General features: G+C 70.2%; 19 protein-coding genes and 2 tRNA genes. 9 read left to right on the top strand and 12 right to left on the bottom strand.

What is annotated here, in order from left to right:
- Position 1: 1 nt before the first annotated feature.
- The gene (locus ACE3QP_RS04990; protein ID WP_374434066.1) at positions 2-2,281 is read left to right on the top strand and encodes a C39 family peptidase; all 2,280 of its coding nucleotides are present in this window, start codon (positions 2-4) and stop codon (positions 2,279-2,281) included.
- Between the two features lie 37 nt (positions 2,282-2,318).
- Here the strand turns inward: ACE3QP_RS04990 and ACE3QP_RS04985 are convergent, their stop codons facing one another.
- Positions 2,319-3,263 carry a LysR substrate-binding domain-containing protein gene (locus tag ACE3QP_RS04985; RefSeq protein WP_374434065.1) on the bottom strand — a complete coding sequence of 315 codons (945 nt, stop codon included), beginning with the start codon at positions 3,261-3,263 and terminating at the stop codon, positions 2,319-2,321.
- A gap of 210 nt (positions 3,264-3,473) precedes the next feature.
- Here ACE3QP_RS04985 and ACE3QP_RS04980 point away from each other — a divergent pair, with 210 nt between their 5' ends.
- The 4 genes from ACE3QP_RS04980 (at position 3,474) to ACE3QP_RS04965 (ending at position 9,756) form a co-directional block, all read left to right on the top strand.
- The gene (locus ACE3QP_RS04980; protein WP_374434063.1) at positions 3,474-5,864 is read left to right on the top strand and encodes a TonB-dependent receptor; all 2,391 of its coding nucleotides are present in this window, start codon (positions 3,474-3,476) and stop codon (positions 5,862-5,864) included.
- Complete coding sequence (locus ACE3QP_RS04975) at positions 5,864-7,123, top strand: serine hydrolase domain-containing protein (RefSeq protein WP_374434061.1); 1,260 nt, start codon at positions 5,864-5,866, stop codon at positions 7,121-7,123. Before ACE3QP_RS04980 ends, ACE3QP_RS04975 begins: the two co-directional genes overlap by 1 nt.
- Positions 7,120-8,043 carry an agmatinase gene (locus ACE3QP_RS04970; protein WP_374434059.1) on the top strand — a complete coding sequence of 308 codons (924 nt, stop codon included), beginning with the start codon at positions 7,120-7,122 and terminating at the stop codon, positions 8,041-8,043. Before ACE3QP_RS04975 ends, ACE3QP_RS04970 begins: the two co-directional genes overlap by 4 nt.
- Before the next feature lie 63 nt (positions 8,044-8,106).
- Positions 8,107-9,756: a right-handed parallel beta-helix repeat-containing protein gene (locus ACE3QP_RS04965; protein ID WP_374434057.1), complete on the top strand. Its 1,650-nt coding sequence runs from the start codon at positions 8,107-8,109 to the stop codon at positions 9,754-9,756.
- A 3-nt stretch (positions 9,757-9,759) separates the two neighbouring features.
- On the opposite strand, the gene ACE3QP_RS04960 is transcribed toward ACE3QP_RS04965, so the two are convergent.
- The 6 genes from ACE3QP_RS04960 to ACE3QP_RS04935 form a co-directional block, all read right to left on the bottom strand.
- Positions 9,760-10,149, bottom strand: a complete 390-nt coding sequence (locus ACE3QP_RS04960) for a hypothetical protein (RefSeq protein ID WP_374434056.1) — start codon at positions 10,147-10,149, stop codon at positions 9,760-9,762.
- A 26-nt stretch (positions 10,150-10,175) separates the two neighbouring features.
- A complete protein-coding gene (locus ACE3QP_RS04955) occupies positions 10,176-13,283 on the bottom strand; it encodes an efflux RND transporter permease subunit (protein ID WP_374434054.1) in 3,108 nt (1,035 codons plus the stop codon).
- Between the two features lies 1 nt (position 13,284).
- Positions 13,285-14,367 (bottom strand): efflux RND transporter periplasmic adaptor subunit, encoded by a 1,083-nt coding sequence (locus ACE3QP_RS04950; protein WP_374434053.1) that lies wholly within the window; start codon positions 14,365-14,367, stop codon positions 13,285-13,287.
- On the bottom strand, positions 14,364-14,891 hold the full coding sequence (locus ACE3QP_RS04945; RefSeq protein WP_374434051.1) for a hypothetical protein: 528 nt from the start codon (positions 14,889-14,891) through the stop codon (positions 14,364-14,366). The genes ACE3QP_RS04950 and ACE3QP_RS04945 overlap by 4 nt, the downstream gene beginning before the upstream one ends.
- A gap of 19 nt (positions 14,892-14,910) precedes the next feature.
- Positions 14,911-16,155, bottom strand: coding sequence for a TolC family protein (locus ACE3QP_RS04940; RefSeq protein WP_374434049.1), 1,245 nt, complete (start codon positions 16,153-16,155; stop codon positions 14,911-14,913).
- Between the two features lie 98 nt (positions 16,156-16,253).
- Positions 16,254-16,601, bottom strand: a complete 348-nt coding sequence (locus ACE3QP_RS04935; protein WP_374434048.1) for a hypothetical protein — start codon at positions 16,599-16,601, stop codon at positions 16,254-16,256.
- A gap of 180 nt (positions 16,602-16,781) precedes the next feature.
- Here ACE3QP_RS04935 and ACE3QP_RS04930 point away from each other — a divergent pair, with 180 nt between their 5' ends.
- Genes ACE3QP_RS04930 through ACE3QP_RS04915 form a run of 4 tightly spaced genes read left to right on the top strand, consistent with a single transcriptional unit; the run spans position 16,782 to position 20,882 of the window.
- Positions 16,782-18,353 (top strand): ABC transporter substrate-binding protein, encoded by a 1,572-nt coding sequence (locus tag ACE3QP_RS04930; protein ID WP_374434046.1) that lies wholly within the window; start codon positions 16,782-16,784, stop codon positions 18,351-18,353.
- Positions 18,350-19,246, top strand: coding sequence for a LysR family transcriptional regulator (locus tag ACE3QP_RS04925; RefSeq protein WP_374434044.1), 897 nt, complete (start codon positions 18,350-18,352; stop codon positions 19,244-19,246). The genes ACE3QP_RS04930 and ACE3QP_RS04925 overlap by 4 nt, the downstream gene beginning before the upstream one ends.
- Complete coding sequence (locus ACE3QP_RS04920; protein WP_374434042.1) at positions 19,243-19,860, top strand: M15 family metallopeptidase; 618 nt, start codon at positions 19,243-19,245, stop codon at positions 19,858-19,860. Before ACE3QP_RS04925 ends, ACE3QP_RS04920 begins: the two co-directional genes overlap by 4 nt.
- The gene (locus tag ACE3QP_RS04915; RefSeq protein ID WP_374434040.1) at positions 19,857-20,882 is read left to right on the top strand and encodes an LD-carboxypeptidase; all 1,026 of its coding nucleotides are present in this window, start codon (positions 19,857-19,859) and stop codon (positions 20,880-20,882) included. The genes ACE3QP_RS04920 and ACE3QP_RS04915 overlap by 4 nt, the downstream gene beginning before the upstream one ends.
- Here the strand turns inward: ACE3QP_RS04915 and ACE3QP_RS04910 are convergent.
- The 5 genes from ACE3QP_RS04910 to ACE3QP_RS04890 form a co-directional block, all read right to left on the bottom strand.
- On the bottom strand, positions 20,879-22,771 hold the full coding sequence (locus tag ACE3QP_RS04910; protein ID WP_374434038.1) for a DUF1631 family protein: 1,893 nt from the start codon (positions 22,769-22,771) through the stop codon (positions 20,879-20,881). The two genes, ACE3QP_RS04915 and ACE3QP_RS04910, sit on opposite strands and share 4 nt — an antisense overlap.
- A gap of 260 nt (positions 22,772-23,031) precedes the next feature.
- Positions 23,032-23,107: transfer RNA gene (locus ACE3QP_RS04905), tRNA-Lys, on the bottom strand.
- A 28-nt stretch (positions 23,108-23,135) separates the two neighbouring features.
- Positions 23,136-23,211 (bottom strand) — tRNA-Lys (locus ACE3QP_RS04900).
- Between the two features lie 43 nt (positions 23,212-23,254).
- Entirely contained in the window at positions 23,255-24,028 is a 774-nt protein-coding gene (locus ACE3QP_RS04895) for a ThiF family adenylyltransferase (RefSeq protein ID WP_374434036.1), read from the bottom strand.
- Positions 24,018-25,133: a YeeE/YedE family protein gene (locus ACE3QP_RS04890; protein ID WP_374434034.1), complete on the bottom strand. Its 1,116-nt coding sequence runs from the start codon at positions 25,131-25,133 to the stop codon at positions 24,018-24,020. The genes ACE3QP_RS04895 and ACE3QP_RS04890 overlap by 11 nt, the downstream gene beginning before the upstream one ends.
- Between the last annotated feature and the right edge of the window lie 32 nt (positions 25,134-25,165).

Below are 25,165 nucleotides of genomic sequence, written 5' to 3'. Positions count from 1 at the left end.
GATGAATTTCCGACCGTGGCCTGCTGCCACCCTGCTGGCCTGGCTGGCCTGCGCCGCAGGCGCGCAAGCGGCCTGCCCCAATGGCAGCAGCTTTGACAGCAACCTGGGCTTTTGTGCCGACAGCGCCAACGCCTACGGCCCCTTCACCCAGGCCATGACGAGCCAGTGCAGCACCCTAGGCGGTGGCCCGGCCTGCACGGATACCAAGCCCTACGTCGTGGGCAGCACCACGGTGCAATTGCCGCGCTGGAGCAAGGCCTTCACGCAGGGCCTGCGCGGCACCGGCGCCTGTCCGAACGGCAGCGTGCCCGACCCGGCCTACGGCAACCGCTGCAGCGAAACCGTGGGCGGCGTGAAGAGTGTGTACGGGCCCTTTGCGGACAGCCTGATCGCGCAATGCGTGGCCGCCGCGGGCGGGCCGGCCTGCTACACGAACCGCTGGAACGCCGGCTTCTACGCCGGCCTGACCAGCGCCGGCACAGCCAAGAACAAGTTCGGCGCCTGGCTCTTCCTCATCAGCAACACCGGCATGACGCATGCGCAGCTGGCGGACAAGCTCAAGAGCGTGGGCGTGAAGCGCATCTTCATCAAGATCGCCGACGGCGCGAACAGCTGCAACTGGTTCCCGGATGCGTGTTCCAAAACCACCACCGACATCTACAAGGCGCGCGGCATCGAGCCCTGGGCCTGGTCCTACAACTACCCGGGCAACGAGGCCGCGCAGGCCAATGCGCTGAAGCAGGCCGCCAGCTTCGGCTATCAGGGCTATGTGCTGGATTTGGAGAAGGAGTTCGACGGCACCAGCACTGCGCTGGAAAACCTGCTGAAGGCCTTCAGCAGCGCGCAGGCCCAGGCGCGCGCCGCCGGCACCATCCAGGGCGACTGGTACCTGACCGCCACCACCTGGGGCAACCCCAAGGACCGCGGCATGCGCGTGGACATCATCGACAAGTACGTCGACGCCCACATGCCGCAGACCTACCTCGACGTCTGGGGCCCGAGCTATGTGGCCGAAACCAAGCGCTGGATCGAGACCGGCAACTGCGAGTACCGCGCGCTGGGCGCGAAGAAGCCGATCTGGCACATCGCCTCGAACGAAAAGGCCTTCACCAGCGCTGCGCAGCAGAACGAGTTCTTCAAGATCGCCGGTCCCCACGCCTCGCTCTGGGTGGTGCCCGGCGCGGAGGTGCCGCTCTCGCAATGGAACACTCTGGCCGCGATGAACTGGCAACAGACCAGCTGGGACACCAGCACCGCCTGCAGCGCCGGTAACTACCAGATCGCCGCCAGCCCACCGCCCAACCCGGCGCCGGTGGCCACCAGCTGCCCCGATGGCGCCAGCTTCGACACTGCGCTGGGCTTCTGCGCCGACACCGCGAACGCCTACGGCCCCTTCCCCGCCGCCATGGTGAGCGAATGCCAGCGGCTGGGCGGCGGCAGCACCTGCGCCGAGCAGCAGCCCCTGCCCTACCAGGGCAACACGGTGACAGTGGCCGCCGCTCGCTGGGCCAAGGCCTTCACCAAGAGCCTGCGCGGCACCGCGGCCTGCCCGCGCGGCAGCAGCGCGGGCGATGCACGCTTTGACGGCCTGTGCGTGGAGGGCACCGCGCCCAGCGGCAACCAGCTGAACGTGTTCGGGCCCTTCCCCGCCACCTTGACGGCCAGTTGCCAGAGCAAGGGCGGTGGCCTGGCCTGCCTGCAGCAGCGCTGGTCGGGCGACTTCTATCTCCAGCTCAAGGGCCTGAGCAGCATGCCGGTCACCTTCCCGTACTACAACCAGAACGCCAACCAGCAAGAGGGCTGGCGCGCCTGCAACATCACCTCGCTGGCCATGGTGCTGGACTTCTACAAGATCACCGACCCGGCCCGCCTGGGCATGCGCACGCCCGATTACCTCTACAAGACCTACGGCATCAGCGGCGCGCCCGCCACCATGGCCAACATCTTCAATGCCGAGGCCATCAAGGCCGGCTCCGCGCTGCGGGATCAGTGGACCAGCGCCGGCTCCATCGGCCAGCTGCGCAGCCTGGTGGGCAGCGGCAAGCCGGTGGTCATTCATGGCTGGTTCACGGGCTCCGGCCACATCGTGGAGGTGGTGGGCTGGGACGGTGCCAACTACATCGTCAACGACCCCTATGGCGTGTGGGACGGGGTGCCCTACTCCAAGAACTACGACACCACGCGCAGCGGCAAGGGCGTGAAGTACCCGGCCGCCAAGTTCGAGGCCTTGATCACCGATGACGGCACGGGGGCCGACCTGCTGATGCACGTCTTCAAGTAAGGGCCCAAACCCCGAGCAAGCCTGGCGCGGCCGCGCTTCAGCGGCCCAGCCAGGCTTGCGCTTTTTCTACGCCCGCATTGAGTTGCGCGAGGTACTCCGCCAGCCCGTCGATGAAGGCCTTGATCTTGGGCTGGCCGCGCTTGCCCTTGGGGTAGACGGCCCACAGCTCGGGCTCGCCCCAGGCCTCGCACTCGAAGCGCCAGCCGTCCAGGCAGGTTTGCAGCCGCCCCTCGCGCAGGTCGCGCGCCACCACCCAGTCGAAGCAGGGCAACAGCCCCTCGCCCGCGCGCAGTGGCGCCAGCAGCAGCTCGTCGCTGTTGCAGGTGATGGGCCCCTGCGGCACCACCAGCACGGTGCGCTGCGGGCCCACGAAGCGCCAGCGGCTGTCCAGGCCCTCGCAGTGGAAGACCAGGCAGGGGTGGCCGGCCAGGTCCTCGGGTTCGCGCGGGAAGCCCATACGCTCGAAGTAGGCCGGCGCACCGCACAGGCGCACGCGGTTGGCGCCCAGCGAGCGCGCGATCAGCTCCGCGCTGCGGCCCTGCTCGTGGCGCAGCGCCAGGTCGAACTGCTCGGCCACGGGGTCGGGGTCGTCGTCGCGCAGCACCAGCTCCAGCTCCACCTGCGGGTGGCGGCGGCGAAAAGCCACCACGTACTCGGCCAGCACCGCGTGGCCCAGCATGAAGCTGGCCGCCACGCGCAGGGTGCCGCCCAGCTGTTTGCGCAGGGCCGCGCTCTGGTCCTGCGCGCTGCGCAGGTGCTCGCGCATCTGGCGCGCGGCCAGCGCGTAGGCGCGGCCGGCTTCGGTCAGGCGCAGCGGCTTGGAGCCATGCTCCACCAGCAGCTGGCCAGTCTGGCGCTCCAGCGCGCGCACCTGTTTGGAGAGGGCCGAGGCCGTGGTGTGCAGGCGCGCCGCGGCGGGCGCAAGGCCCCCGGCATGTTGCACTTCCAGCAAGATCAGCAAGGGGTTCAGGTCCAGGCTCATGCCGCCATGCTGCCCGCTGTGAAGCGCTGGCGCCATGGGGATTCACCGCGCTGCGTACTGCGTGAGCCGCCGCAACGCCAAGGCGCCGGGGCAAGAGCAAGTTGCCGATTCGGACCGATGGGCCTCCTAGCCTTGCGGCTCAAGACGGCCCGTGCACTCCGAACCGGCGGCGCTGTCGGCCCCACAACATCCCCCCGAGGAGTCCCACGAATGCGTCTGCGTCAGAAACCGAGTCCCGTCGCCCTGGCCCTGCTCTTGGCCGGCTTGATCCAGCTGCCCGCCCAGGCGCAAACCACGGTGCCAGAAGAAGCCGAGGCCGAAGCCAAGAAGAAGGCGGAGAAGGAGTCCAAAGCCGCCCAGCTGGACACCGTGGTCGTCACCTCCAGCAAGCGCCGCGAGCTGGCGCACCGCCTGCCCTACAACGTCACCGCCATCGGCGAGCAGGCGCTGCGCGAGGCCAACATCACCGACCTCAAGCGCCTGATCGCCAACAGCCCCTCCATCGAGGCCCCGCCCAACAGCGCGCGCTTCTCCGACTCGATCACCGTGCGCGGCCTGAACATCAGCTCGGTCAGCGCCAACAACATCGAGTGGTTCGCGCGCAGCACCCTGTCCACCTACCTGGACGACGCCATGCTCCCGGCCGTGGGCTTTCGCATCAAGGACATCGCCCGCGTCGAGACCCTGCTTGGGCCGCAGGGCACGCTGTACGGCGGCGGCGCGCTGGGCGGCGCGGTGCGCTACATCACCAACAAGCCGCAGCTGGGCAAGTTCGAGGGCCAGCTCAACACCAGCTTCTTCCAGGTGAAGCACGGCTCGCTGTCGAACGACAGCGACGTGGTGCTGAACGCCCCGCTGGGCGAAGACCTGGCGCTGCGCGTGTCGCTGGCGCGCCTGGACGACCGCGGCTACACCGACCGCTACGCCGGCACGCCCAGCTACCTCACATCCACCTGGACGCCCAAGCCCAAGGCCGACGAGGTGCTCTACAAGGACGACGACTGGTACCGCGCCGACACCGCGCGTGTCTCCCTGCTGTGGCGCGCCACGCCCGCGCTGGAGCTGCGCCTGACGCATGGCTGGCAAGACAGCACCGCCCACGGCACCAGCGGCGGCCAGCTGCTGCCGGCCAGCGGCTCGCCCGCCCGCTACACCGCCCCCCTGGCCTGGGACCGCCAGACCGTGCTCTCGCCCTACCCCGAGTACACCGACCGCCGCATCGATCTGACCACCATCGACCTGGACTGGCGCCTGGACGGCCTGGGCCAGTTGCACAGCAGCACCAGCCGCTTCAAGGACAGCCGCGTGGGCCAGGGCGACTACCTCGGCACCGGCTCCTTCTTCTACGGCGACCTGGGCTATTCGCGCTACCGCCTGGGCGCGCCCAATTTCGCCGGCCAGACGGCCTACATGACGTACGACAACCGCAACGAAGGGGTGTTGCACGAAACCCGTTTGGTCTCCGAACCCGGCCCGATCAGCTGGATTGCTGGCCTGTTCCTTTCCAGCCAGGAAAAGAGCCAGCAATACAGCGAATGGATGCCCACCCTGCCCACCCGCGGCCGCCCCGGTGAGGGCTATATGGAAGACCAGCGCAGCGACTACAAGGAACGCGCGCTCTTCGGCGAGCTGAGCTGGCAGGCCATCGACAAACTCACCCTCACCGCCGGCGCACGCCTGTTCGCCTACCAGGACGACAGCAGCACCCAGGTGGAGGACTACGCCTTCGACCTCGTCACCGGCACCATCAAGGGCCGCGAGAAGGACAGCGGCAAGACCTACTTCAAGCTCAACGCCAACTACGCGCTCACCAAAGACCTGCTGGCCTACGCCACGCTCAGCCAGGGCTTCCGGCGCGGTGGCGCGAACGGCTTCCGCGGCGTGGGCGACCAGGCCGTCAACCCCGCGCTGCAGGGCTACCGCCCCGACCGCACCGACAACCTCGAGATCGGCGCCAAGGGCTTCCTGCTGGACCGCCAGCTCTACCTGCAGGCCGACGTCTACCAGATCGACTGGAAGGACCCGCAGACCTACTTCAGCCAGGACATCCAGGGCTTCCCGGTCTGGGGCACCACCAATGGCCCGAAGGCGCGCACGCGCGGCTTCGAGATGCAGCTGCGCTGGCTGCCCGTGGCCGGCCTGGAGCTGGGCCTGAGCAGCAGCTACACCGAAGGCGAGTGGGCCGGCACCAAGGAGGTCTGCCTGTACGCCGACGGCACCGAGTGCCGCACCTACCGCAAGGGCGGCCAGCTGGGCGGCACCGCGCCTTGGAAGCATGCGTTGAATGCCCGTTGGAGTGGTGCCTGGGGCGACAGCGATGTGTATGTGGCCGCCAGCGCCAACTACCTGGGCGTGAAGGCCAGCGACCGCGGCGACGACCCCGAGGACAAGCCCTTCGAATACAAGGCCTACACCACCTACCGGCTGAGCACCGGCATCAGCCAAGGCAACTGGGACCTGAGCCTGTGGGTGGACAACCTGAGCAATGAGCGCGAGCTGGTGTCCTTCCAGGGCACCTCCGCCGTGGCCAGCCGCGTGGGCCTGCGGGGCATCTACCTGACACCGCGCACCGTGGGCCTGAACCTGGGCTGGCGGTTCTGATGAGCAAGCGGGGGCTTCCCCTGACGCGGCGCCAGGGCCTGCTGGCGGCCTTGGGTGCCGCAGTGACGCAAGCCCGGGCCGATGCGCGCTTGGATCCGCTGGCCGCGCTGACCCAAGGCGCGGCCGCACCGCTCAGCGGCCTCGTGCTGCGCCTGCAGCGCGGCCCCCAGGTGCTGGCCGAGGGCGCTTGGGGCTGGCGCCGCCTGGGCGCGCAGCCCCTGCCCATGCAGATGGACACGCGGCTGCGCATCGCGTCCATCTCCAAGCTGGCCCTGGCCCTGGCCCTGCTGCGTCTGCACGAGGCCGGCCGGCTGGATCTGGACGCCGACCTGGGCCGCTGGCTGGGCACGCCCTTGCGCCACCCCCTGCACCGCCAGACGCCCATCAGCGCCCGCCTGCTGCTCACCCATCAGTCCAGCCTGCAGGACCCCGACCAGCCCACCCAGCCCGACGGCGCCGCCCTGCGCCGCAGCTGGGCCGACCCCGCCCACTGGCACCCGGCGGCACCCGGCAGCCGCTTCGCCTACTGCAACTTCGCCTTCGCCCTGCTGGCCACCGCCATGGAGGCCGCCTGCGGCGAGCGCTTCGACGCGCTGATGCAGCGCTGGCTGTTCGGCCCGCTGGGCATCCGCCCTGGCTACGACGTGGCACTGATGCGCCCGGCCGAACGCCAGCGCCTGGCCACCCTGTACCGCCGCGGCGCGCAGGGCTGGGAGCCGCAGACCGACGACTGGCCCCTGCCCACGCAGCCGCGCTGGAGCCGGCACCAGCAGCCCGGCCAGAACGGCAGCAGCTTCGCCCCGCAAGGTGGCCTGCGCATCAACCTGCCGGAGCTGGCGCGCATCGCCCAGCTGCTGCAGCAGCGCGGCCGGTGGCAGGGCCACGCGCTCATCAGCCCCACCGGCTTTGCGAGCCTGCTGCAGCCCAGCTGGGTGCACCGCGCGGGCGACGGTGCCGACACCCTGGGCGGCCTGTTCCGCGCCTGGGGCCTGGGCCTGCAGATCTTTGCCGACGTGCACGACGCCGAGGGCGGCGACCGCCTGCACCCGCGTGGTGGCTGGCGCGCCTACGGTCACCTGGGCGAGGCCTACGGCCTGCTCTCCGGCCTGCTGTTCCAACCGGCCGACGGGCAGCAGCCCGGCTGGAGCCTGCTCTACGCCTTCAACGGCACCTTGGCGCAGCCCGAACGCGGCCGCCACTCCAGCTTTAGCCGCTGCGAGGAACTCGTCCTTGAAACCCTGTTGGGCCAGCTCCGATGACCTTCCCCTTCCAGCACCACCCGCACTTCCTGCAGTGCCCGCCGCCGCGCGGCGACGAGCCCTTCGCCCTGGCCGGCCTGTGCTGGGACGGCGCCACCACCAACCGCCCCGGCGCACGCCTGGGGCCGGGCGCCATCCGCGCCGCCAGCCAGCTGCTGTGCGACGGCACCCACCCCCTGTTCGACACCAGCCCGCAAGGCCAGCTGGCCGATCTGGGCGACCTGCCCCTGCCCAACACCAGCCTGGCCGCCGTACGCCAGGCCCTGGCCGCGCAAGTGCCGGCGCTGCTGGCGCGCCACCACATGGTGTGGCTGGGCGGCGACCACTCGCTCACCCTTTCGCTGCTGCGCGCCTACCGCCAGCACCTGGGGCAGCCGCTGGCGCTGGTCCACTTCGACGCCCATTGCGACACCTGGACCGAGCACTTCGGCGAGCCCAGCGGCCATGGCACCTGGGTGCATGAGGCGCTGCAAGAGGGTCTGCTGCGCCCCGAAGGCGTGGTGCAGATCGGCATCCGCTCGGCCGCCGAGCGCGCCGCGCGCGAGCGCGTCAGCGCCGTCGGCGGCCTGGTGTTCGACGGCCGCAGCCTGCGCGGGCTGGAAGGCGCCGCCTTGGCCCCGCTGCTGCGTACCGTGCGCGAACGCATGGCCGCACTCGGCCACCCGCCCGTCTACATCAGCCTGGACATCGACTGCCTGGATCCCGCCTGCGCCCCCGGCACCGGCACCCCCGAGCCCGGCGGCCTGAGCAGCGGCCAGCTGCTCACGTTGCTGGAGGACCTGGCCACGCTGAACTGCGTCGGGCTGGACTGCATGGAGGTTTCACCGCCCTACGACCACGCCCAGCTCACCAGCCTGGCGGCGGCGCATGCGGTGTGGTCGTATCTGTGCGCGCGCTTGGCGCATTCACCACGGCCCTGAACGGGGGGCTCGCGCGCGCCATCGAAAGCCGGCACCATGCGGCCCACATCAAAAGGGGGCCGCATGGCAAGAAGCGTTTGGAACTGGATCGCCACCCTGGCGCTGGCCGCCACGCCAATGGCAACACCAGCCGCTGAATGGTTCGTGGCCACCAGCGGCAGTGACACCACCGGCAACGGCAGCCTGGCCGCGCCCTACCGCACCCTGGGCCATCTGCTGGACCCCGCCCGCGCCCTGGTGCGCGCGGGCGACACCGTGACCCTGCGCGGCCCCGAGGGCGCCAATGTGTTCGACGAAACCGAGGTGCGCCTGCGCCTGCCGCTGACGCTGCGCTCCTACCCCGGCGAATGGGCCGTCATCCGCTGCCCGCTGAACCTGGAAGACGGGGTCTGCATCCAGATCGACCCCGAAGCCTCCGGCAGCACGATCTCGCGCCTGGAGGTGATGGGCGGCAACCTCTACGGCCTGTTCTTCCAGACCGATTGGGATTCCCGCAACAACCGCAGCGGCCGCGGCGCCTCCAACGTGCTGGTGGAGGACTGCCGCATCCACGACACCGGGCGCGACGCCATCAAGATCACCCCCAAGAGCGACGACATCACCATCCGCCGCTGCGAGATCTACAACAGCGGCCGCATCTACCCCGCCGGCACGCCGCTCGAAGAGAAGAACGCCGAGGGCATCGACAACGTCAATGGCAGCCGCATGGTGGTGGAGGACAACTGGATCCACGACATCGCCACCAACGGGCTGTACTTCAAGGGTGGCGCGGCCGATGTGCGCGTGCAGCGCAACCGCATCGAGCGCACCGGCGAGGGCGGCATCATGGTCGGCTACGACACCAGCCCCGAGTTCTTCGACACCGCACTGAACCCGAACTACTACGAAAGCATCCGCGGCGTGGTGGTGAACAACGTGGTGCGCGAGACCGGCTACGCGGGCATCGGCCTCTTTGCCGCGCAGGACGCGCTGGTGGCCCACAACACCATCATCGACACCGCCCGCCTGGGGCACGCCGCGCTGTACTTCGGCGTCACCCTGCAAGATTTCGACCCCGTGGCCAAGCGCCCGGGCTCGGTGAACCCCACGCTGCGCAACAACCTGGTGCTGCAGCAGGGCGGCGCCTGCATCGGCATCCGCTGGGCCAATGAGATCAGCGCCGCCGGCGTCTACGGCCTGGTGGGCAGCCCGGGCAGCGAGCACAACTGGCTGCAGGCGCAAAGCGCATGCCGCTTCTTCGATGGCCGCCCCGGCAGCCCGATCCAGGACGGCGGCAGCCTGACCGAGCGGCAGCAGCACCTGAACGCCGACCGCAGCAGCCGCAGCGGTGCCGTGGCCACCAGCCCCGACGGCCACCTGCCCCCCGGCAGCCCGGCCAGCAACCAGGCCCCCGCCCTGCCCCAGGTCAACGAAGACATCGACCGCCAGCCCCGCAGCGGCGGCCAGGTGGACTACGGCGCCGACCAGGCCCAGCCCAGCAGCGCCATGGAGCGCGTGATGAACTGGGCCGAGTACGTCTACCCCCAGCTCTTCCCCCGCGGCGCCACGCGCGGTACCTACGCGCCCTACAGCTACCGCTACTACCCTGCCACCGGCAACTACCTGGGCAGCGATGGCGCGCGCATGGTGCTGCACAACGGCAGGCAGTGGAATTTGCAGGATGTGGGGGCGGTGGGGGACTTCCTGGCGCAGGCGGCGGCAGCGGGGTTCTAAGGCTCACTTCAAACTGAAGCGCACATTCGCCCCCTTCTTCCCCTGCAACTGCACCGTCGCCACGATCTTGGTGCCCGGCCCCAGGGTGAAGGGGCCCTGGGCTTCCAGGCGGTCTTCGCCAGCGGGCTTCAGCACCGCTTCGCTCTTGTGCCCGCCGCTCAGCAGCGTGAGCTTGCCGGTGGCGCCGGCGGTGCTGGCCTTTTTGCCGTGGTCGCGCACATGGATGACGATGCGCTCGGGGCTGGCCACCAACTCCCAGTCCATGTGGGCGGCCTCGACGACGATGCCGCCGTGCAGGGGCTTGTGTTCGTGGGCGTGGTCGTGGTCGCCACTGGCCCAGGCGGGTTGGGTCAGGGCGAGCAGCAGGCTGCCGATGAGGCTGAACTTCTTCATGGGGAACTCCTTGTGGGGTGGGGAAATCAGTAAACCTGGCCGCCGGCATCGGCCGCCAGGCGCTCGATGGGGACGCGCCCGAAGCGCCAGACCATCGCCGGGGTGAGGAAGCTGTCGAGCAGGGTGGCGCTGATCAGGCCGCTGAAGATCACCACGGCCACCGGGTAGAGCACCTCGGTGCCGGGCTGGCCGGCTTCGAACAGCAGCGGCGCCAGCGCAAAGGCGGCCACCAGCGCGGTCATCAGCACGGGGCTCAGGCGCTCCAGCGAGCCGCGGGTCAGCATCGCGGTGTCGAAGCGCTCGCCCTCGAAGGCGCACAAGTTGATGTAGTGGCTGAGCTTGAGGATGCCGTTGCGCACGGAGATGCCGGCCAGGGTGATGAAGCCGATCAGCGCCGCCACCGACAGCGGCTGGCCGCTGAGCTTCAGGCCAATCACCGCCCCCACCAGGGCCAGCGGGATGTTGGCCATGATCAGCAGGGTCAGCAGGCCGCTCTGGTAGCGGCTGTAGAGCACCAGAAAGACCAGCGCGGCCGAGACCAGGCTCAGGCCCGCGATCAGCCGGCTGGACTGTTCCTGCGCCTCGAACTGGCCACCCAAGGTAACGAACATGCCTTCGGGCAGCGGGTGCTGGGCCAGCACGGCGCGAATGTCCGCCACCACGTCTGAGAGCGGCCGCTGGGAGGCATTGGCCGAGAGCACGATGCGCCGCTTGCCGTCGTCGCGGTTGATCTGGTTGGGACCATCGCCCTCCTCGATCTGCGCGAGCTTGGCCAAGGGCACGCGGCCGGCCGGGGTGTCGATCAAGAGCTGCGGCAGGGCCTGCAGGCTGCGCGCCGGCTCGGCCAGGCGCAGCACCAGGTCGAAGCGGCGGTTTCCCTCCACCACCTGGGTGATGCGTTCGCCGTCGATGAGCTGCTGCAACTCGGCCAGCAACTGCCCTGGCGCCAGGCCGTAGGCCCGGGCGGCGGCGTGGTCCACGCGCACCTGGATCTGCGGGGTGAGCACCTGCTTTTCCACCTCCAGGTCGGCAATGCCCGGGATGCCGGCCAGCCGGGCGCGCAGGGCCTCGGCCTGGCCCCGCAGGGTGTCCAGGTCCTCGCCAAACAGCTTGATGGCGATGGCGCTGCGCACGCCCGAGAGCATGTGGTCGATGCGGTGGCTGATGGGCTGCCCAAGGCCGATGGCGGCGGGCAGATGGGCCAGGCGCTGGCGCATGTCGGCGTACACCGCCTCCAGCGGGCGCTGGCTTTCGCGCAGGCCGATGTCGAGCTCGGACACATGCACACCCTCGGCGTGCTCGTCCATCTCGGCGCGGCCGGAGCGGCGGCCCACGTAGACGACCTCGGGCACCTCTTTCAGCAGGCGTTCGGCCTGGCGCGCCAGCTGCACCGATTCCTGCAAGGTGGTGCCCGGGTTCAGGCGCAGGCCCACCAGCACCGAGCCCTCGTTGAAGGGCGGCAGGAAGGTGGTGGGGAAGAAAGGCAGCAGGGCCAGCGCACCCAGCACCGCCAGCAGCCCCGCCGCCAGCACGGCGCGGGTGTGGTTGAACACCCAGGCCAGGGCGCGGGCGTACCGGCCCTTGAGCCACTGCACCAGCTTCGGATCGCCATGGTCCAGACTCTTGAGCTTGGGCAGCAGGTAGTAGGCCATCACGGGCGTGAGCGTGATGGACACCAGCATCGAGGCCAGGATGGACGTGATGTAGGCCACGCCCAGCGGCACGAACAGCCGCCCCTCGATGCCCGGCAACACGAACAGCGGCACGAACACCAGCACGATGATCAAGGTGGCCACGACGATGGCACTGCGCACCTCCAGCGTGGCCTTGGCGATCAGCTCCACCGGGCCGAGGCCATGCGCATGCTGGCGGTTCAGCTTCAGGCGCCGCAGCACGTTCTCCACGCCCACCACCGCGTCGTCCACCAGCTCGCCGATGGCAATCGCCAGGCCGCCGAGCGTCATGGTGTTGATGGACAGACCGAAGTGGCGGAACACCAGCACCGTGATCAGGATCGAGGCCGGCATGGCCGCCAGCGAGATCAGGGTGGTGCGCACATTCGCCAGAAACAGGTACAGCACCACCGCCACGATGGCCGCCGCCGCCATCAGCTTGCCCTGCAGATTGCCGATGCTGGCCTCGATGAAGCTGGCCTGGCGGAAGGTGACGCGTGGCGTCTGCATGCCGGCGGGCAGGCCGGGCTTGAGCTCGGCCAGCGCGGTTTCAATGGTGCGCGTCAGCGCCACGGTGTCGGCATCGGGCTGCTTCTGCACGCCCAGGATGACGGCGGGGACTCCGTTGAAGCCGGCATCGCCGCGCTTGATGGCCGGGGCGAAGCGCACGGCGGCGACCTGACTTAGAAGAATGGACTGGCCGTTCTTCCACGCCACCGGCAGCTGCTGCAGATCTTCCAGCCGCGTCGTGCGGCCCAGATTGCGAATCAGGTACTCGCGCGCATTCAGTTCCACAAAGCCACCGCTGCTGTTGCCGGCATGGCCCTGCAGCGCGGTGCGCACCTGCTCCACGCTGACGCCCAGCTGGGCCATGCGCGCGCTGTCAGGCTGAACCTGGACCTGGCGCACCTCGCCGCCAATCGGAATGACCTGCGCCACGCCGGGGATGGCCAGCAGGCGCGGGCGCAGCACGAAGTCCGCGTACTCGCGCGTGGCCATGGCGCTGATCTTGGCCTCGTCGATGGGGATGGCGACCAGCATCACTTCGCCCATGATGGAGCTGATGGGCCCCATGGCCGCGTGCTGCACGCCGGCCGGCAGCGCATCGCGCGCGGTGGTGAAGCGCTCGTTGACGATCTGCCGCGCGCGGTAGATGTCGGTGCCCCAGTCAAACGTGACGTAGACGAAGGCCAGCCCGACCGAGGACACCGAGCGCACCGCCGTGACACCGGGCAGACCGCTCATGGCCTGCTCCAGCGGCAGGGTGACGAGCTGCTCCACCTCCTCGGGCGCCATGCCGCCGGCCTCGATCTGCAGCGTCACCTGCGGGCGATCCAGGCTGGGGAAGACATCGACCGGCGTGCGCGTCAGCGTCAACGCACCCAGCACCATCAGGGCGGCGGCCAGGGCCATCACCATCAGCCGGTTGCGCAAGCTGCTGTGAACCAGGAACTCGAACATGTCAGCGCACCTGGTTGAGCAAGGTGGCGGCCTTCGTGACGACGCGTTCGCCGTCGTTCAGGCCCTGGGTCACGGCCACACGCGCACCATCCAGCGCCTGCACCTGCACCACGCGCGGCACAAAGCGCTCGGGCGCCTGCTTGACCCAGACGATGGTCTGGTTCGATGGGTTCTTCACCAGCGCCTGCGCGGGCACGGCGTGGCCCTGGATGCGGCTGCGGCTTTGCACCACCACGCGCACGCTCTGGCCCAGGGCCAAACCCTGGGCACCGTTGAAGTTCAAGGGCAAGGCCTGCTCGCGCAGGCGGCTGCCGGCACCCAGGAAGCGCAGCGGCTGCGCCGATTCGCCCGCGACAAAGGCGGCGCCGATGTCGTTCGCCAGCGAGATGTCATAGGCCAACGCCTCGATGCGCAGGCGCTGCGGGTCCACCACCTCGAACAGCAGCTCGCGCGCCTCGACGATCTGGCCCGCCACGGCATGGGCCGAGGCGATGACGCCGCTGACCGGGGCGTGCAGGGCCTCGCGCCCGCTCAGGCCCTGGCCCAGCGCGGCAATGCGCGCGCGCAAGCCCTCCACTTCCGCCTGCACGGCCTCAATCTCGCGGCGCGGCACGGTGTCCGCCAGCTCCCGCAGGCGCTGCGCGCGCTGCTCGGCCAGGCGCAGCGCGGCGCGCAACTCGGCCAGCTGGGCGGCCTGGGCCGAACGCTCCAGCGCACCGGCCAGCGGTTCCACATAGCCCAGCAGCTGGCCACGCTGCACGCGCTGGCCCAGCGTGGGCAGGCCTTGCGGCGGCGCAATCAAGCGGCCGCTTTGCGCGGCCTGCACCGGGCCGCCGGCGTTCGGGTCCATCACCACCTGGCCCTGCAGCTCCTGGCTGCGCGGCAGCTCGGCGGCTGCCACGGCCTGGGTGCGCAGGCCCAGCTGGCGCTGCGCCGGCTTGGGCAGGAAGACCGAGCCATCGGGCAGGCGCCGCGGGCCGCCGGCCGTGACCGGGGCGGCTTCATCGCCATGGTCGTGCCCGGGGCCGGCCCAGGCGGGGATGAGCAGCAGGCTGGCGCTCAGCAGCAGAAGGGCGCGCTTCATGCGGCACCGCCCTTCTGGCGCAGACGCAAGCCTGCAACGGCGCCGAGCAGACCCAGCAGCCCGAGGCCGATCCAAAGCCCCGCGCGCTGCCAGTTGAAGTGCTCGTGCTCGTCATGCCCGTCGGCATGCAGGTCCAGCTCGCCGGCCAGCAGGTCGGCGTCCTCGCCCGCCCTCACCGTGGCGGTAATGGGGTGCACGCCGGCAGCCGGCACGGCGGCCAGCTCGGCGCGGAAGCTGCCGTCGGCCTGGGGTTGCGGCTTGAGCTTGGCACCGGCCAGTTCCAGCTCCAGCGTGGCGGCGGTGACGGGCTCGTTGCTGTCGGCGCGGTCCAGGTAGAGCGTCAGGGCCTTGCCATCCAGCACGCCCACCAGCTCGAAGAGCTCGGAGCTGGCGACGAAACGCGGCTGGGCCGGGGCGCTGGCGAGCGGGGCGTCGTGGTCATGGTCGTGGTCATGGCCCGGGCCAGCCCAGGCGGGGTGCACCAGCAGCAGGGCCAGCGCGATCAACAGGTGTTTGGGGTTCATCAGCAATCTTTCGGTGACTTCACTGCGGCAGCAGGCCCAGGGCCTGGCGCACTTGGGCAATGGCCTGGTGCAGGGCGATGCGCGCCCGCGCCTGCTCGCGCTGGGCCTGGGCGGCTTCCAGTTCGACGCGCAGGCGGGTGGGCAGGTCGGTCTCGCCCAGGCGGAAGGATTTGTCGAAGAAGGCGCGGGTTTCGCCGGCTAGGCGGGCGCGCTCGGCGGCAAGCTGCAGCACGGCACGGGCGGCGGTCAGGGCGGCGCGGGCGCTCAGCACCTGGGCCTGCACGCGTTCGCGCTCGCGCGCCAAGGCGATCTCGGCCTCGGTCTGCTCGGCCGTTGCGCTGGCCAGCGCGGCGCGCTGGCGCTGCCCGCCACCCAGCGGGATGCGCAGCCCCAGGCTCAGCGTGCCGTTGCTGGCCTCACCCCGGGCGCCGCGCTCGCGGGTCTGCAGCAGGGTCAGCTCGGGGTTGGCGCGCGATTGCGCCTGCGCCAGGGCGGCGGCGCTGCGCGCGCTCTGGGCCTTGGCGGCCAGGGCGGCCAGCAGCGGGTGGGCGCTGCTGTCCTCGGCCGGTTCGGGCTCGGGGGCCTCCGCCAGCGGCAGCGGCTCATCGGGCGCGAGGCCCAGCAGGGCACGCAAATCCTGCTCGGCGGCCGTGCTGCGGGCCTGCGCCAGCAACTGCTCGGCGCGCGCGCCCGCAGCGGCGGCTTCGGCCTGGTGCTGGTCGGCGCGGGCCAGCTCGCCGGCCTGGGTGCGGCGCGCCACATCGGCCGCCAGGGCCTGGCTGGCCTGCCAGCGCTCCTGCGCGGCCTGCTGCTCTTCGCGCGCCAGGGCCAGCGCCCACCAGTGCTCGCGCAACTGCTGGGCCAGCTGCCACTGCGCGCGCAGGGCCTCGGCTTCGACGCTCTGCGCCTGCGCCGCCGCCAGCGCCTGGCTGCGCGCGCGCTCGTTCGGCAGCCATAGCGGCAGGGCCAGGCCCAGCTCCAGTTCCTGCGCGCCCTGGCGGCGGTTGAAGCGGTCGCTGCGCAGCGAAGCCTCCAGCGCGGCGGGCTCGGGGGTCCAGGCGTCGGCCGCGGCGCGCAACGCCTGCGCAGCCTCGCGGCGCGCGGCCAGGGCCTGCGCCTCGGGCTGGCGTGCCCAGGCGCGCTCAAAGGCCTGCGGCAGGCTCAGCGGCTCAGGCCCGGCCGAGGCTGGGGCCGGGCTGGCGGCCGCCATGGCCGCGCACAGCAGGGCCAACGGCAGCAGCCGGGCTTGAAAAATCGAATGCATCCGATGCTCCAGGGTGGAAACAAACCACGGGGGCGATCGGCGAGGGGCGGGCTGCGCTGCAGCCCGCGGGCGGAATCAGTTCGGCAGTCCCTCGCCGTTCAGGCGAGGGCTGTCCACTTCGGGCGTTCGGGCCGCGGGCCGGCGCGGGCCGGCGTGGCGGTGCCGCCCTCTTCCAGCCAGGGCATAGGCAGCTGCACCTGCGGCGCCTGGCCCTCGGCGGGCGGCAAGAGGGTCATGTGACCGTGGCAATGGCTGCAGTCCAGGCTGGCGCCGGGGTCGTCCGCGTCGGTGGCATCGACCTGGGCATGATGGTGGCCGCCCTGCTCGGCATGCAGGGCATGGGCCGTCGCGCCTTCGTGCTCATCCCCGCAGTAGGGGCCCAGCAAGGCCCAGCTGACCTGCAGGGGCAGCAGCAGGGTGAGCAGGAGCAGCAGCAGGCGCTTCATCAGGGGTCGCAGTCTATCGAGGGCGGGAGGGATGACCCTGTTGCAGATCAAGTCAGGGAAGCCGATTGGAAAGCCTGGAGCCGGTGCAAGGTCAAGCCCCATTCCCTACATAGCCTGGGGTTATGGCCCGCGCGGTGCTTGGCAGCGAAACGGAGCCGGTGCCTGACCACAATCGCGCGCATGCAGTTGCCCCGTCTTCTCTTCCTGCTACTGGCCCTGGCCGGCCCCGTCCTGGCCGCCAAGCCCCTGGTCTATTGCGCCGACGCCAGCCCCGAGGGCTTCGACCCCGGCCTGTGGGACAGCAGCAGCACCAGCAACGTGAACAACCAGATGTTCCAGGGTCTGCTGGGCTTCAAGCGCGGCGGCACCGAGCTCATCCCCAAGCTGGCCACGGCCTGGGAGGTCTCGCCCGACGCCACGGCGTTCACCTTCACGCTGCGCCCCGGGGTGCAGTTCCACCGCACCGCCTGGTTCACGCCCACGCGCCCCTTCAATGCCGATGACGTGCTGTTCACCTACCAGCGCTTCATCAACCCCCAGCACCCGTTCAACCAGGCCTTTGCGGCCAACTTCATCTACCCGCAGAACCTGGGCCTGGCCCGGCAGATTGCGTCGATCGAGAAACTGGATGACTTGCGCGTGCGCTTCACACTGCGCGCGCCCAACGTCACCTTCCTCAGCACCTTTGCGATGAGCTTTGCCGGCATCCAGTCGGCTGAGTACGGTGCGCAGCTTCTTAAGCAAGGGCAGGCCGCGCAGATCAACCGCCTGCCGGTGGGCACCGGGCCGTACCAGTTCAAGCGCTACGAGAAAGACCATGTGGTGCGCATGCAGGCCCACCCCGGCTACTGGGGCGGGGCGCAGCGCACACCCGCGCTGCTGTACAGCATCAGCCGCGAGCCGGCGGTGCGGGTGCAAAAGCTGATTGCCGGCGAGTGCCAGGTCACCAGCCCGATCCGCGACGTGGACGTGGCCTCGGTGATGAGGCGGCCCGGCGTGCGGCTGGAAAAGATCCAGGCGCTGAACATCTCCTACCTGGCCTTCAACTTGAGGAAAGCCCCGCTGACCGACCGCCGCGTGCGCGAGGCCCTGGACATCGCGGTGGACCGCGATGCCATCTTCAAGGCCCTGTTCCCGCGCGGCGACGCGCTGCAGGCCGTCAGCGCCTTTCCGCCCGTCATCCCCGGCTTCCACCAGGGCCTGAAGAACGAGTTCAACCCCGAGCGGGCGCGCCAGCTGCTGGCCGAAGCCGGCCTGGGCCAGGGCTTTGAGCTGGACCTCTGGGCGCTGCCGGTGGCGCGGCCCACCAACCCGAACGGCCAGCTGATGGCCCAGCTGATCCAGCAGGACTGGGCGCGCATCGGCGTGCGCGCGCGCATCAAGACCTACGAGTGGGGCGAGTACCTGAAGCGTGCCAACAAGGGCGAGCACGATGTCTACATGAGCGGCTGGAGCGGCGACAGCGGCGATGCCGACGACTTCCTCACGCCCAACCTGAGCTGCGCGGCCAACAAAACCGGCATCAAGTTCTGCCACCCCGAGTTCGAGCGCCTGATCGACCAGGCCCGCGCCACCACCGACCCGCAGGCGCGCAAGCAGCTGTACGAGCAGGCACAGGAGATCTTCAAACGCGAGCGGCCCTGGATCACCATGGCGCACTCGACGATCTACATTCCCGTGCGCCAGGACGTGCGCGGCTTCACGATGGCGCCGAATGGCAGCGTCGATTTCGAGGGGGTTTACAGAGAGTGAGACTGCGCCACATCGAAGTCTTCCACGCCATCATGCAGGCCGGCTCCATCAGCGGCGCGGCCCAGGTGCTGCACATCTCGCAGCCCGCCGTCACCAAGGTGCTGCAGCACGCCGAGCTGCAACTGGGCCTGCCGCTGTTCGACCGCGTCAAGGGCAAGCTGGTGCCCACGCCCGAGGCGCAGCGCCTGTTCGTCGAGGTGGACAAGCTCAACCGCGACCTGATCGGCATCCGCCGCCTGGCCGCCAGCCTGCGCGCGGGGGAATCGGAAAGCCTGCGCGTGATGGCCACGCCAGCACTGGGTGCTTCGGTGCTGCCGGCCGCCATGTCCGCCTGGGCCAAGGCATTTCCAAACAACCATTGCCGGCTGGCCACGCACCACACGCGCGAGATCGTCAGTGCCCTGCTGGTGGGCGAGGCCGACCTGGGCCTGAGCCTGCAGGACCCGCGCCACCCCGGCATCAAGGCCGAGGTGCTGGCCAGCGGCCCGCTGATGGCCCTGTGCCCGCTGGGCAGCCCCGAGGCCCAGGCCGAAGGCCCGCTGGCGCTGGCCGAGATCGAGACCGAGCTGATCGCCATGGCCGAGGACGACCCGCTGGGCAGCCAGCTGATGGCCGGCTTCGAAGCGGCCGGCCTGCACCCGCGCAGCCGCTTCACCGTGCAGACCTATCAGCTGGCACGTTCGCTCGTCGAGGCCGGACTGGGCCTTTCCGTGGTGGACCCCTTCACCGCCACCGCGGCCGACCGCAGCCGCGTGCGTGTGCGCCCGCTCAAGCCCAGCGCGCCGGTGAACCTGGTGCTGCTGAGCGCCGCCAACGCCCCCCTGCCCCAGGTGGGCCGCAAGCTGGTGAAGCAGATTGCCGACGCCACGCGCGCCAGCCTGGCCACGCTATGAACGCGCCGCTCACCCTGCTCTGCGAGGACGTGCCCGGCCACCCGGACTTCGTGCACCTGCTCAGCCTGCCCGAACTGGATCTGGACCTGCGCTACGCCACGCGCGACAACTTCGTCGGCCGCGCCGTCTACGGCGGGCTGGACTGCGCCTGGCTGCGCCGCGAAGCCGCTACCGGCCTGCAGCAGGCCGCCGCCTGGCTTGCTGCCCACCAGCCGGGCCTGCGCCTGCGCGTGCTCGACGCCCTGCGCCCGCAGCGCGTGCAGGAGGCGCTCTACCAGGAGCTGGCCGGCACGCCGCTGGCCATCTACCTGGCCCACCCGGAGCGAGGCTCCATCCACAGCTTCGGCATGGCGGTGGACGTGACCCTGCTGGACGCGCAAGGCCAGGAACTCGACATGGGCTCGGGCTTCGACGAGATGGACGCCCTCTCCCACCCCGAGTTCGAGGCCGAGCTGCTGGCGCAGGGGCGTCTCACGCACGCGCAGCTGCAGGCGCGCGGCTGGCTGCGCGCGGCCATGCGCCAGGCCGGCTTTCACCCCATCACCACCGAGTGGTGGCATTTCGACTTCGGCGACCGCACCCTGGTGCGCGCCCAACTGCCCCGCGTGCTATGAGCGTTTCGCGCCGTCATCTGCTGAGCCTGGCCGCGGCCAGCGCCGCCCTGCCCGCCTTTGCGGAAACCAAACCGGTGCTGCGTGCCCCGCGCCTCAAGCCCGGCGACACCCTGGGCCTGATCAGCCCCGCCCACGCCACCTACGAGCGCGAGCCCTTCCAGATCGCCACCGAGGCCCTGCAGGCCCTGGGCTTCAAGGTCAAGCCCGGGCTGCACCTGCGCGCCCGCCACGGCCACCTGGCCGGCACCGACGCCCAGCGCGCCGAGGACATCAACCGCTTCTTTGCCGACGACGGCGTGCAGGGCCTGATCGCGCTCACCGGCGGCAGCGGCGGCACGCGCATCCTGCCGGCCATCGACTACGCGCAGATCCGCCGCACGCCCAAGTTCTTCGGCGGCTTCTCGGACCTCACGGCGCTGGTCAACGCCATTCATCAGCAAACCGGGCTGATCACCTTCCACAGCCCCACCGCGCTGTCGCAATGGAACGGCTTCAGCGTCGAACATTTCAAGGCCCTGGTGATGCAGGCCGGCACGCCGCTCTTGAAGAACCCCACGGGCGAGCTGGGCGAGCACCTGGTGCAGACGAATGACCGCATCCAGACCATCCGCGGCGGCCGTGCGCGCGGCCGCCTGGTGGGCGGCAACCTGGCGGTGCTGACGGCCATGGCCGGCTCGGCCTACTGGCCAGACTTCCGCGGCGCCATCCTGTTCCTGGAAGACATCAACGAGTACATCTACCGCGTGGACCGCATGCTCTCCACGCTGCGCCTGACGGGCGCGCTGGGCCAGGTGGCCGGCGTGGTGCTGGGCCAGTTCACCAAGTGCGAGCCCGGCGAGGGTTATGGCGCGCTCACGCTCGACGAGCTGTTCGACGAGTACTTCCTGCCGTTGAACGTACCGGTCTACCGCGGCGCCATGATCGGCCACATCCGCCGCAAGTTCACCGTGCCGGTGGGGGCGCTGGCCGAGATCGACGCCGACGCTGGCACGCTGCAGTTGCTGGAGCCCAGCGTCAGTTAAAGATCCTGCATCAGGCTGTCCACCGCACGCTGCAGCAGACTGGGCTCGGCCAAATCGGTGACCAGGCCCTCCGCACGCAGGCGCTCCAGCGCACGGCGCGTGAGCGAGTGCGAGCCGCCTTCAAGCGGCGACGAGAACATGAAGAAGCCGCCGTTCTCGCTCTGCCACATCAGGCGCGCCGTCACCCACTGACCCTGCAGGAAGATCTTGCAGCGCTGGCCTTCGCGCAGGCCCTTGACCCACTGCGCCACCGCCGCACCGGCGGCTTCGGCGTCCAGGCCCATGGGCACGGTGGGCAGATGGCCCAGATTGGTGTCGCTGTGGCCCCAGCGGTCGGTCGGCTGTTCGCGCAAATAGGCGTCGTCGTCGTCCCACTGGATGTCGGTGTCCGGCGCGGCCGGCGCTGCGGGCGCAGCAGGTTCCGGCGTCGGTGCCGCAGTGGGAGCCAGCAACAGCTTGCGATGCACGTCCATCAGTTCGTCCAGCATGGCCTCGGCGCGCGCCTTGGACATGCCCACCAGCTGCATGCCACGCTGCAGGCGGGCCACGAGCCCGGGCAGCTCGCGCATGCGCTGCTGGCGCTGCGCGGCGTCCTGCAGGGGTTGCAGGCTGGACAGCAACTCGTCCACCGCGGACAGCATGCCCTGCGTCTCCGCGTGGCCATCACCGAGATGCACGACGGCATGCACCATCACATCCGTCCAGGGGCCGAGCAGGAAGAGCCGCAGGTTCTCACCCACCTGGGGTGCCTTGCGCAGGGAGAGCTGCACCTGCTCGCGCAGCACCGGCCGCAGCGCATCCTCATGCTCGGCCTGGTCCAGCAGGCGGCGCGCTTCGGCTTCGCGTGCCAGCTCGGCCGCCTCGTCCTGCGCCACGTAGCCGCGCAGCTCGCCCAAGGCCTGGTCATAGGCCTCGCGGCCCGGTGCAGGGCCGGCGACCAGGCGGTCCACCAGCGGCTCCACGAACTGCATGAAATCGGAGGCCGCGGCGTCCTCGGGCTGGCCGTGCTCCTCGGCATAGCTGGCAATCTGCTCGATCAGCTGCCACACCGGGTGATCCTGGCTGGCCAGCACGCTGCGGTCGCGCTGCGCGGTTTGCTGCACCGTGCCCTGCAAGCGCGCCACCACGCGGCGCATCGGGCCGTTCAGGCGGGGGTCGGTCAGCATCTCCTGAAACAGGCGCGCCAGCAGGGCCACGCTGGGGTCGTCCCCACCCGCTTGCAGCCTCGGGCTGGACAGCAAACGCTGCATCGAGGGGCCCAGGGACAAGCGGGCCTCCTGGCTCGACCCCGGCGCGGCACTGCGCTGGTAGCGCGCCTCCTGTACACCCCAGGAGCGGATCTGCTGCGCCGCCTCGGTATAGGCGGCCTTCAGCACCTCGGCCGCACCCGCGCAGGCGGCCCGCATCAGGGCGGCGCGTTGCACCGGCGTCAATTGCATGGCCTGGGCCATCTCGCCGAAGGCGCGGGCGTAGACCGCCGGGCCGGCCGGGTACTGCGCCAGGCCCATCGGTTCGCCATGCGCCACCTGCAGGGCACTCGCCAGGCCCACCAGCTCGCGCAATACCCATTCGGCCTCCAGGTCCACCACCTGGATCACGCGCGAGACCTCGATCTCGCGTTCGGCCTGGTCCTCGTCGACCAGGGTCAGATCGCTGAGGCTGCGCGGTGCGGCCGGGCGCGCAGCCGCGGGGGCGGGCCGCCGCTTCAGCTGCGCAGCCGTGATGCCCTGCCGAATGCGCATCGCCAGATCACCCACCCAGCGCGCGTGCGCGGAGCGGATCAAGACCAACACCGGCTGGGCGGCAGCACGGTCCATCGCAGGTTCTGCCAACCTGCGCACGCAGGCCGCCAGCCATTGCTCGGCCACCGGCTGGGCGGCCGCCCGCATGTGGTCAAGGTGGCGCTGAAAAAGTTCGGATTCAGACATCGCGATCGCTCTGCACAAAGCGCCCGCAAGGCGCCCACGCGCACCAGAAGGCGCGCACAAAGCGGATGACTCTAGCCGAGCCTTTCCGGCGCGCTTTTCGCAAGCCCGGACTGCCCATGCACTTTGCCGCGGCAATTCGTCCGGGTCGCAGTTTGCAAGCCGAAAATGGACCAACGGCCTGCCCCGTTTCCGGTGCAAGCCGTTGATTTCATTCAGGTATTTGGTGGGCCCTGTAGGATTCGAACCTACGACCAACGGATTAAGAGTCCGCTGCTCTACCAACTGAGCTAAGAGCCCTGAATTTTTCCGTCCGCCATTATGGCGGTGGTGGGTCGGGCGAGACTCGAACTCGCGACCAACGGATTAAAAGTCCGCTGCTCTACCGACTGAGCTACCGACCCGCGTCAGGAAAGCCAGTCAGTATATGCATACTTTTTGAAGTCTTCAAGCGCCCGTCGAAATTTCTTTCAAACTTTGCCGGATGAGCTCCGCAGCGGCGGCCATGCCGAAGGCGGCGGTCACCATCACGCTGGAGCCATAGCCGGCGCAATTCAGGCTGCCATCCACGGCGCAGGCCTCGCCCTCCTGAACTGGCCGCGCCACCGCCTCGCGCGAAAACACGCAGCGCAGCCCGATGCGCCCCTGCCGCGGCGCGGCCTGCTCGCGGCGCAGACGGGCGCGCAGCGAAGCAAGCAGCGGGTCGTGTGTGGTCTCGGCCAGATCGGCCAGCTCCAGCGCCTCGGGGCGCTGCTTGCCGCCCGCTGCTCCCACGCTGACGAACGCGCTGCGCTGCTGCAGCGCCCAGGCCGCCAGCGCGGCCTTGGCACGCACCTGGTCGCAGGCGTCGATGAGGCCATCCAGCGGCGCGCCGTCGAGCAGCCCCGGCCAGTTGCCAGGCTCGACGAAGGCGTCGATCACGCGCACCTCGCAGCCGGGGTGGATCTCCGCAATGCGCGCGCGCAGGGCCTCACCCTTGTGCTGCCCCAGGCTGCTGCTCAGCGCCTGCACCTGGCGGTTGATGTTGGACTCGGCCACATGGTCGAGGTCGACCAGGGTGAGCCCCGCCACGCCGCTGCGCGCCAGCGCCTCCACCGCCCAGGAGCCCACGCCACCCAGGCCCACCACCCCCAGACGCAGCCCGCGCAGGGCCGCGTAGCCGGGGGCACCGTAAAGCCGGCGCAGGCCACCGAAGCGGCGCTCCAGGTCCTCAGCCTGCATGGTCGGCCCGCCAGAGTTGGTAACGCAGCGCACCCAGCGCACCGAGCACGATGCCCGCGGTGGCCAGCAGGCTGCCCAGGCTGAGCGTGGACAGGCCGCTGATGCCCTGGCCGAAGGTGCAGCCCAGCGCGGTGACGCCGCCCACGCCCATCAGCAGCGCACCCACCAGGTGGTTGGCCAGATCCTCGGTCTGGCGAAAGCCTTCCCAGCGGAACTCGCGCCGAAGCAGGCTGCTGAGCGCCGCGCCCGCAATCACCCCCAGCAGCACCGCCACGCCCAGGCTCAGGGTCTTGCTGCGGTCGCTGAAGAGCAGCAGGTAATCCAGCAGGCCGGCACTGGGCGAAACAAAGCTAAAGGACTCCGGGCGGTTGCCCGCGGTGGCCAGGTAGGCCGGCTCCAACGTGGCCGGGTGCTCGGGCACGAAGGCGAAGCGGCTGCTCAGCGCCCACAGCGCGCACACCAGCAATCCGACGCCTGCCCCACCAACCCACACGTCCGCACGGCGGCCTTCGGGGTGGCGGAGCACCCAGGTCAGCAGCAGAACGCCCAGGCCAAGCCCCAGGCCCAATGCCAGCTGTGGCACCGGCAGGCCCAGCGCCTGCGCAAGCAGGCCGGGCAGATCCTGGCCCGTGGGCAGTTCGATCACCCAGCGGTCGAGCCCATGGTGGCGCAGCACCGCGGTCAGCCCGCGCAGCGTCATGAAGGCCGCCAGGCCCATCACCAGCAGCACCACCAGGGACTTGAGGTTGCCGCCACCCACACGCACCAGGGTCTTGGTGCCGCAGCCCGAGGCCAGAACCATGCCGAAGCCGAATAGCAGGCCCCCGACTGGATGCGACACCCAGAGCAGCGTGCGCGCACCGTAGACGGTCTGTGCCGCGCTGACCCAGCCGGCCGCTACCAGCAGATTGAAGCCGATCAGCGCCACGGCGATGGCCAGCACCCACTGGCGCAGCCGCGCCTGTTCGCCCAGCAAGGCGGCGTCGCTGATCGCCCCCATTACACAGAACTGGGTGCGCTGGGCCAGCGCGCCCAAAAGCGCTCCGAGCCCAAAGCCCAGGGCCAGCACCTGCTGGGTGCGCGTCAACAGCTCGGCTTCGTTCATCGCTGCCAAAAAAGAAGGCCCGCGGCGGAGGC

Source organism: Inhella sp., assembly GCF_041912635.1.
Classification (GTDB): domain Bacteria; phylum Pseudomonadota; class Gammaproteobacteria; order Burkholderiales; family Burkholderiaceae_C; genus Inhella.
The sequence above is the reverse complement of the archived record's forward strand: the minus strand, read 5'-3'. Positions and strand labels throughout refer to the sequence as shown.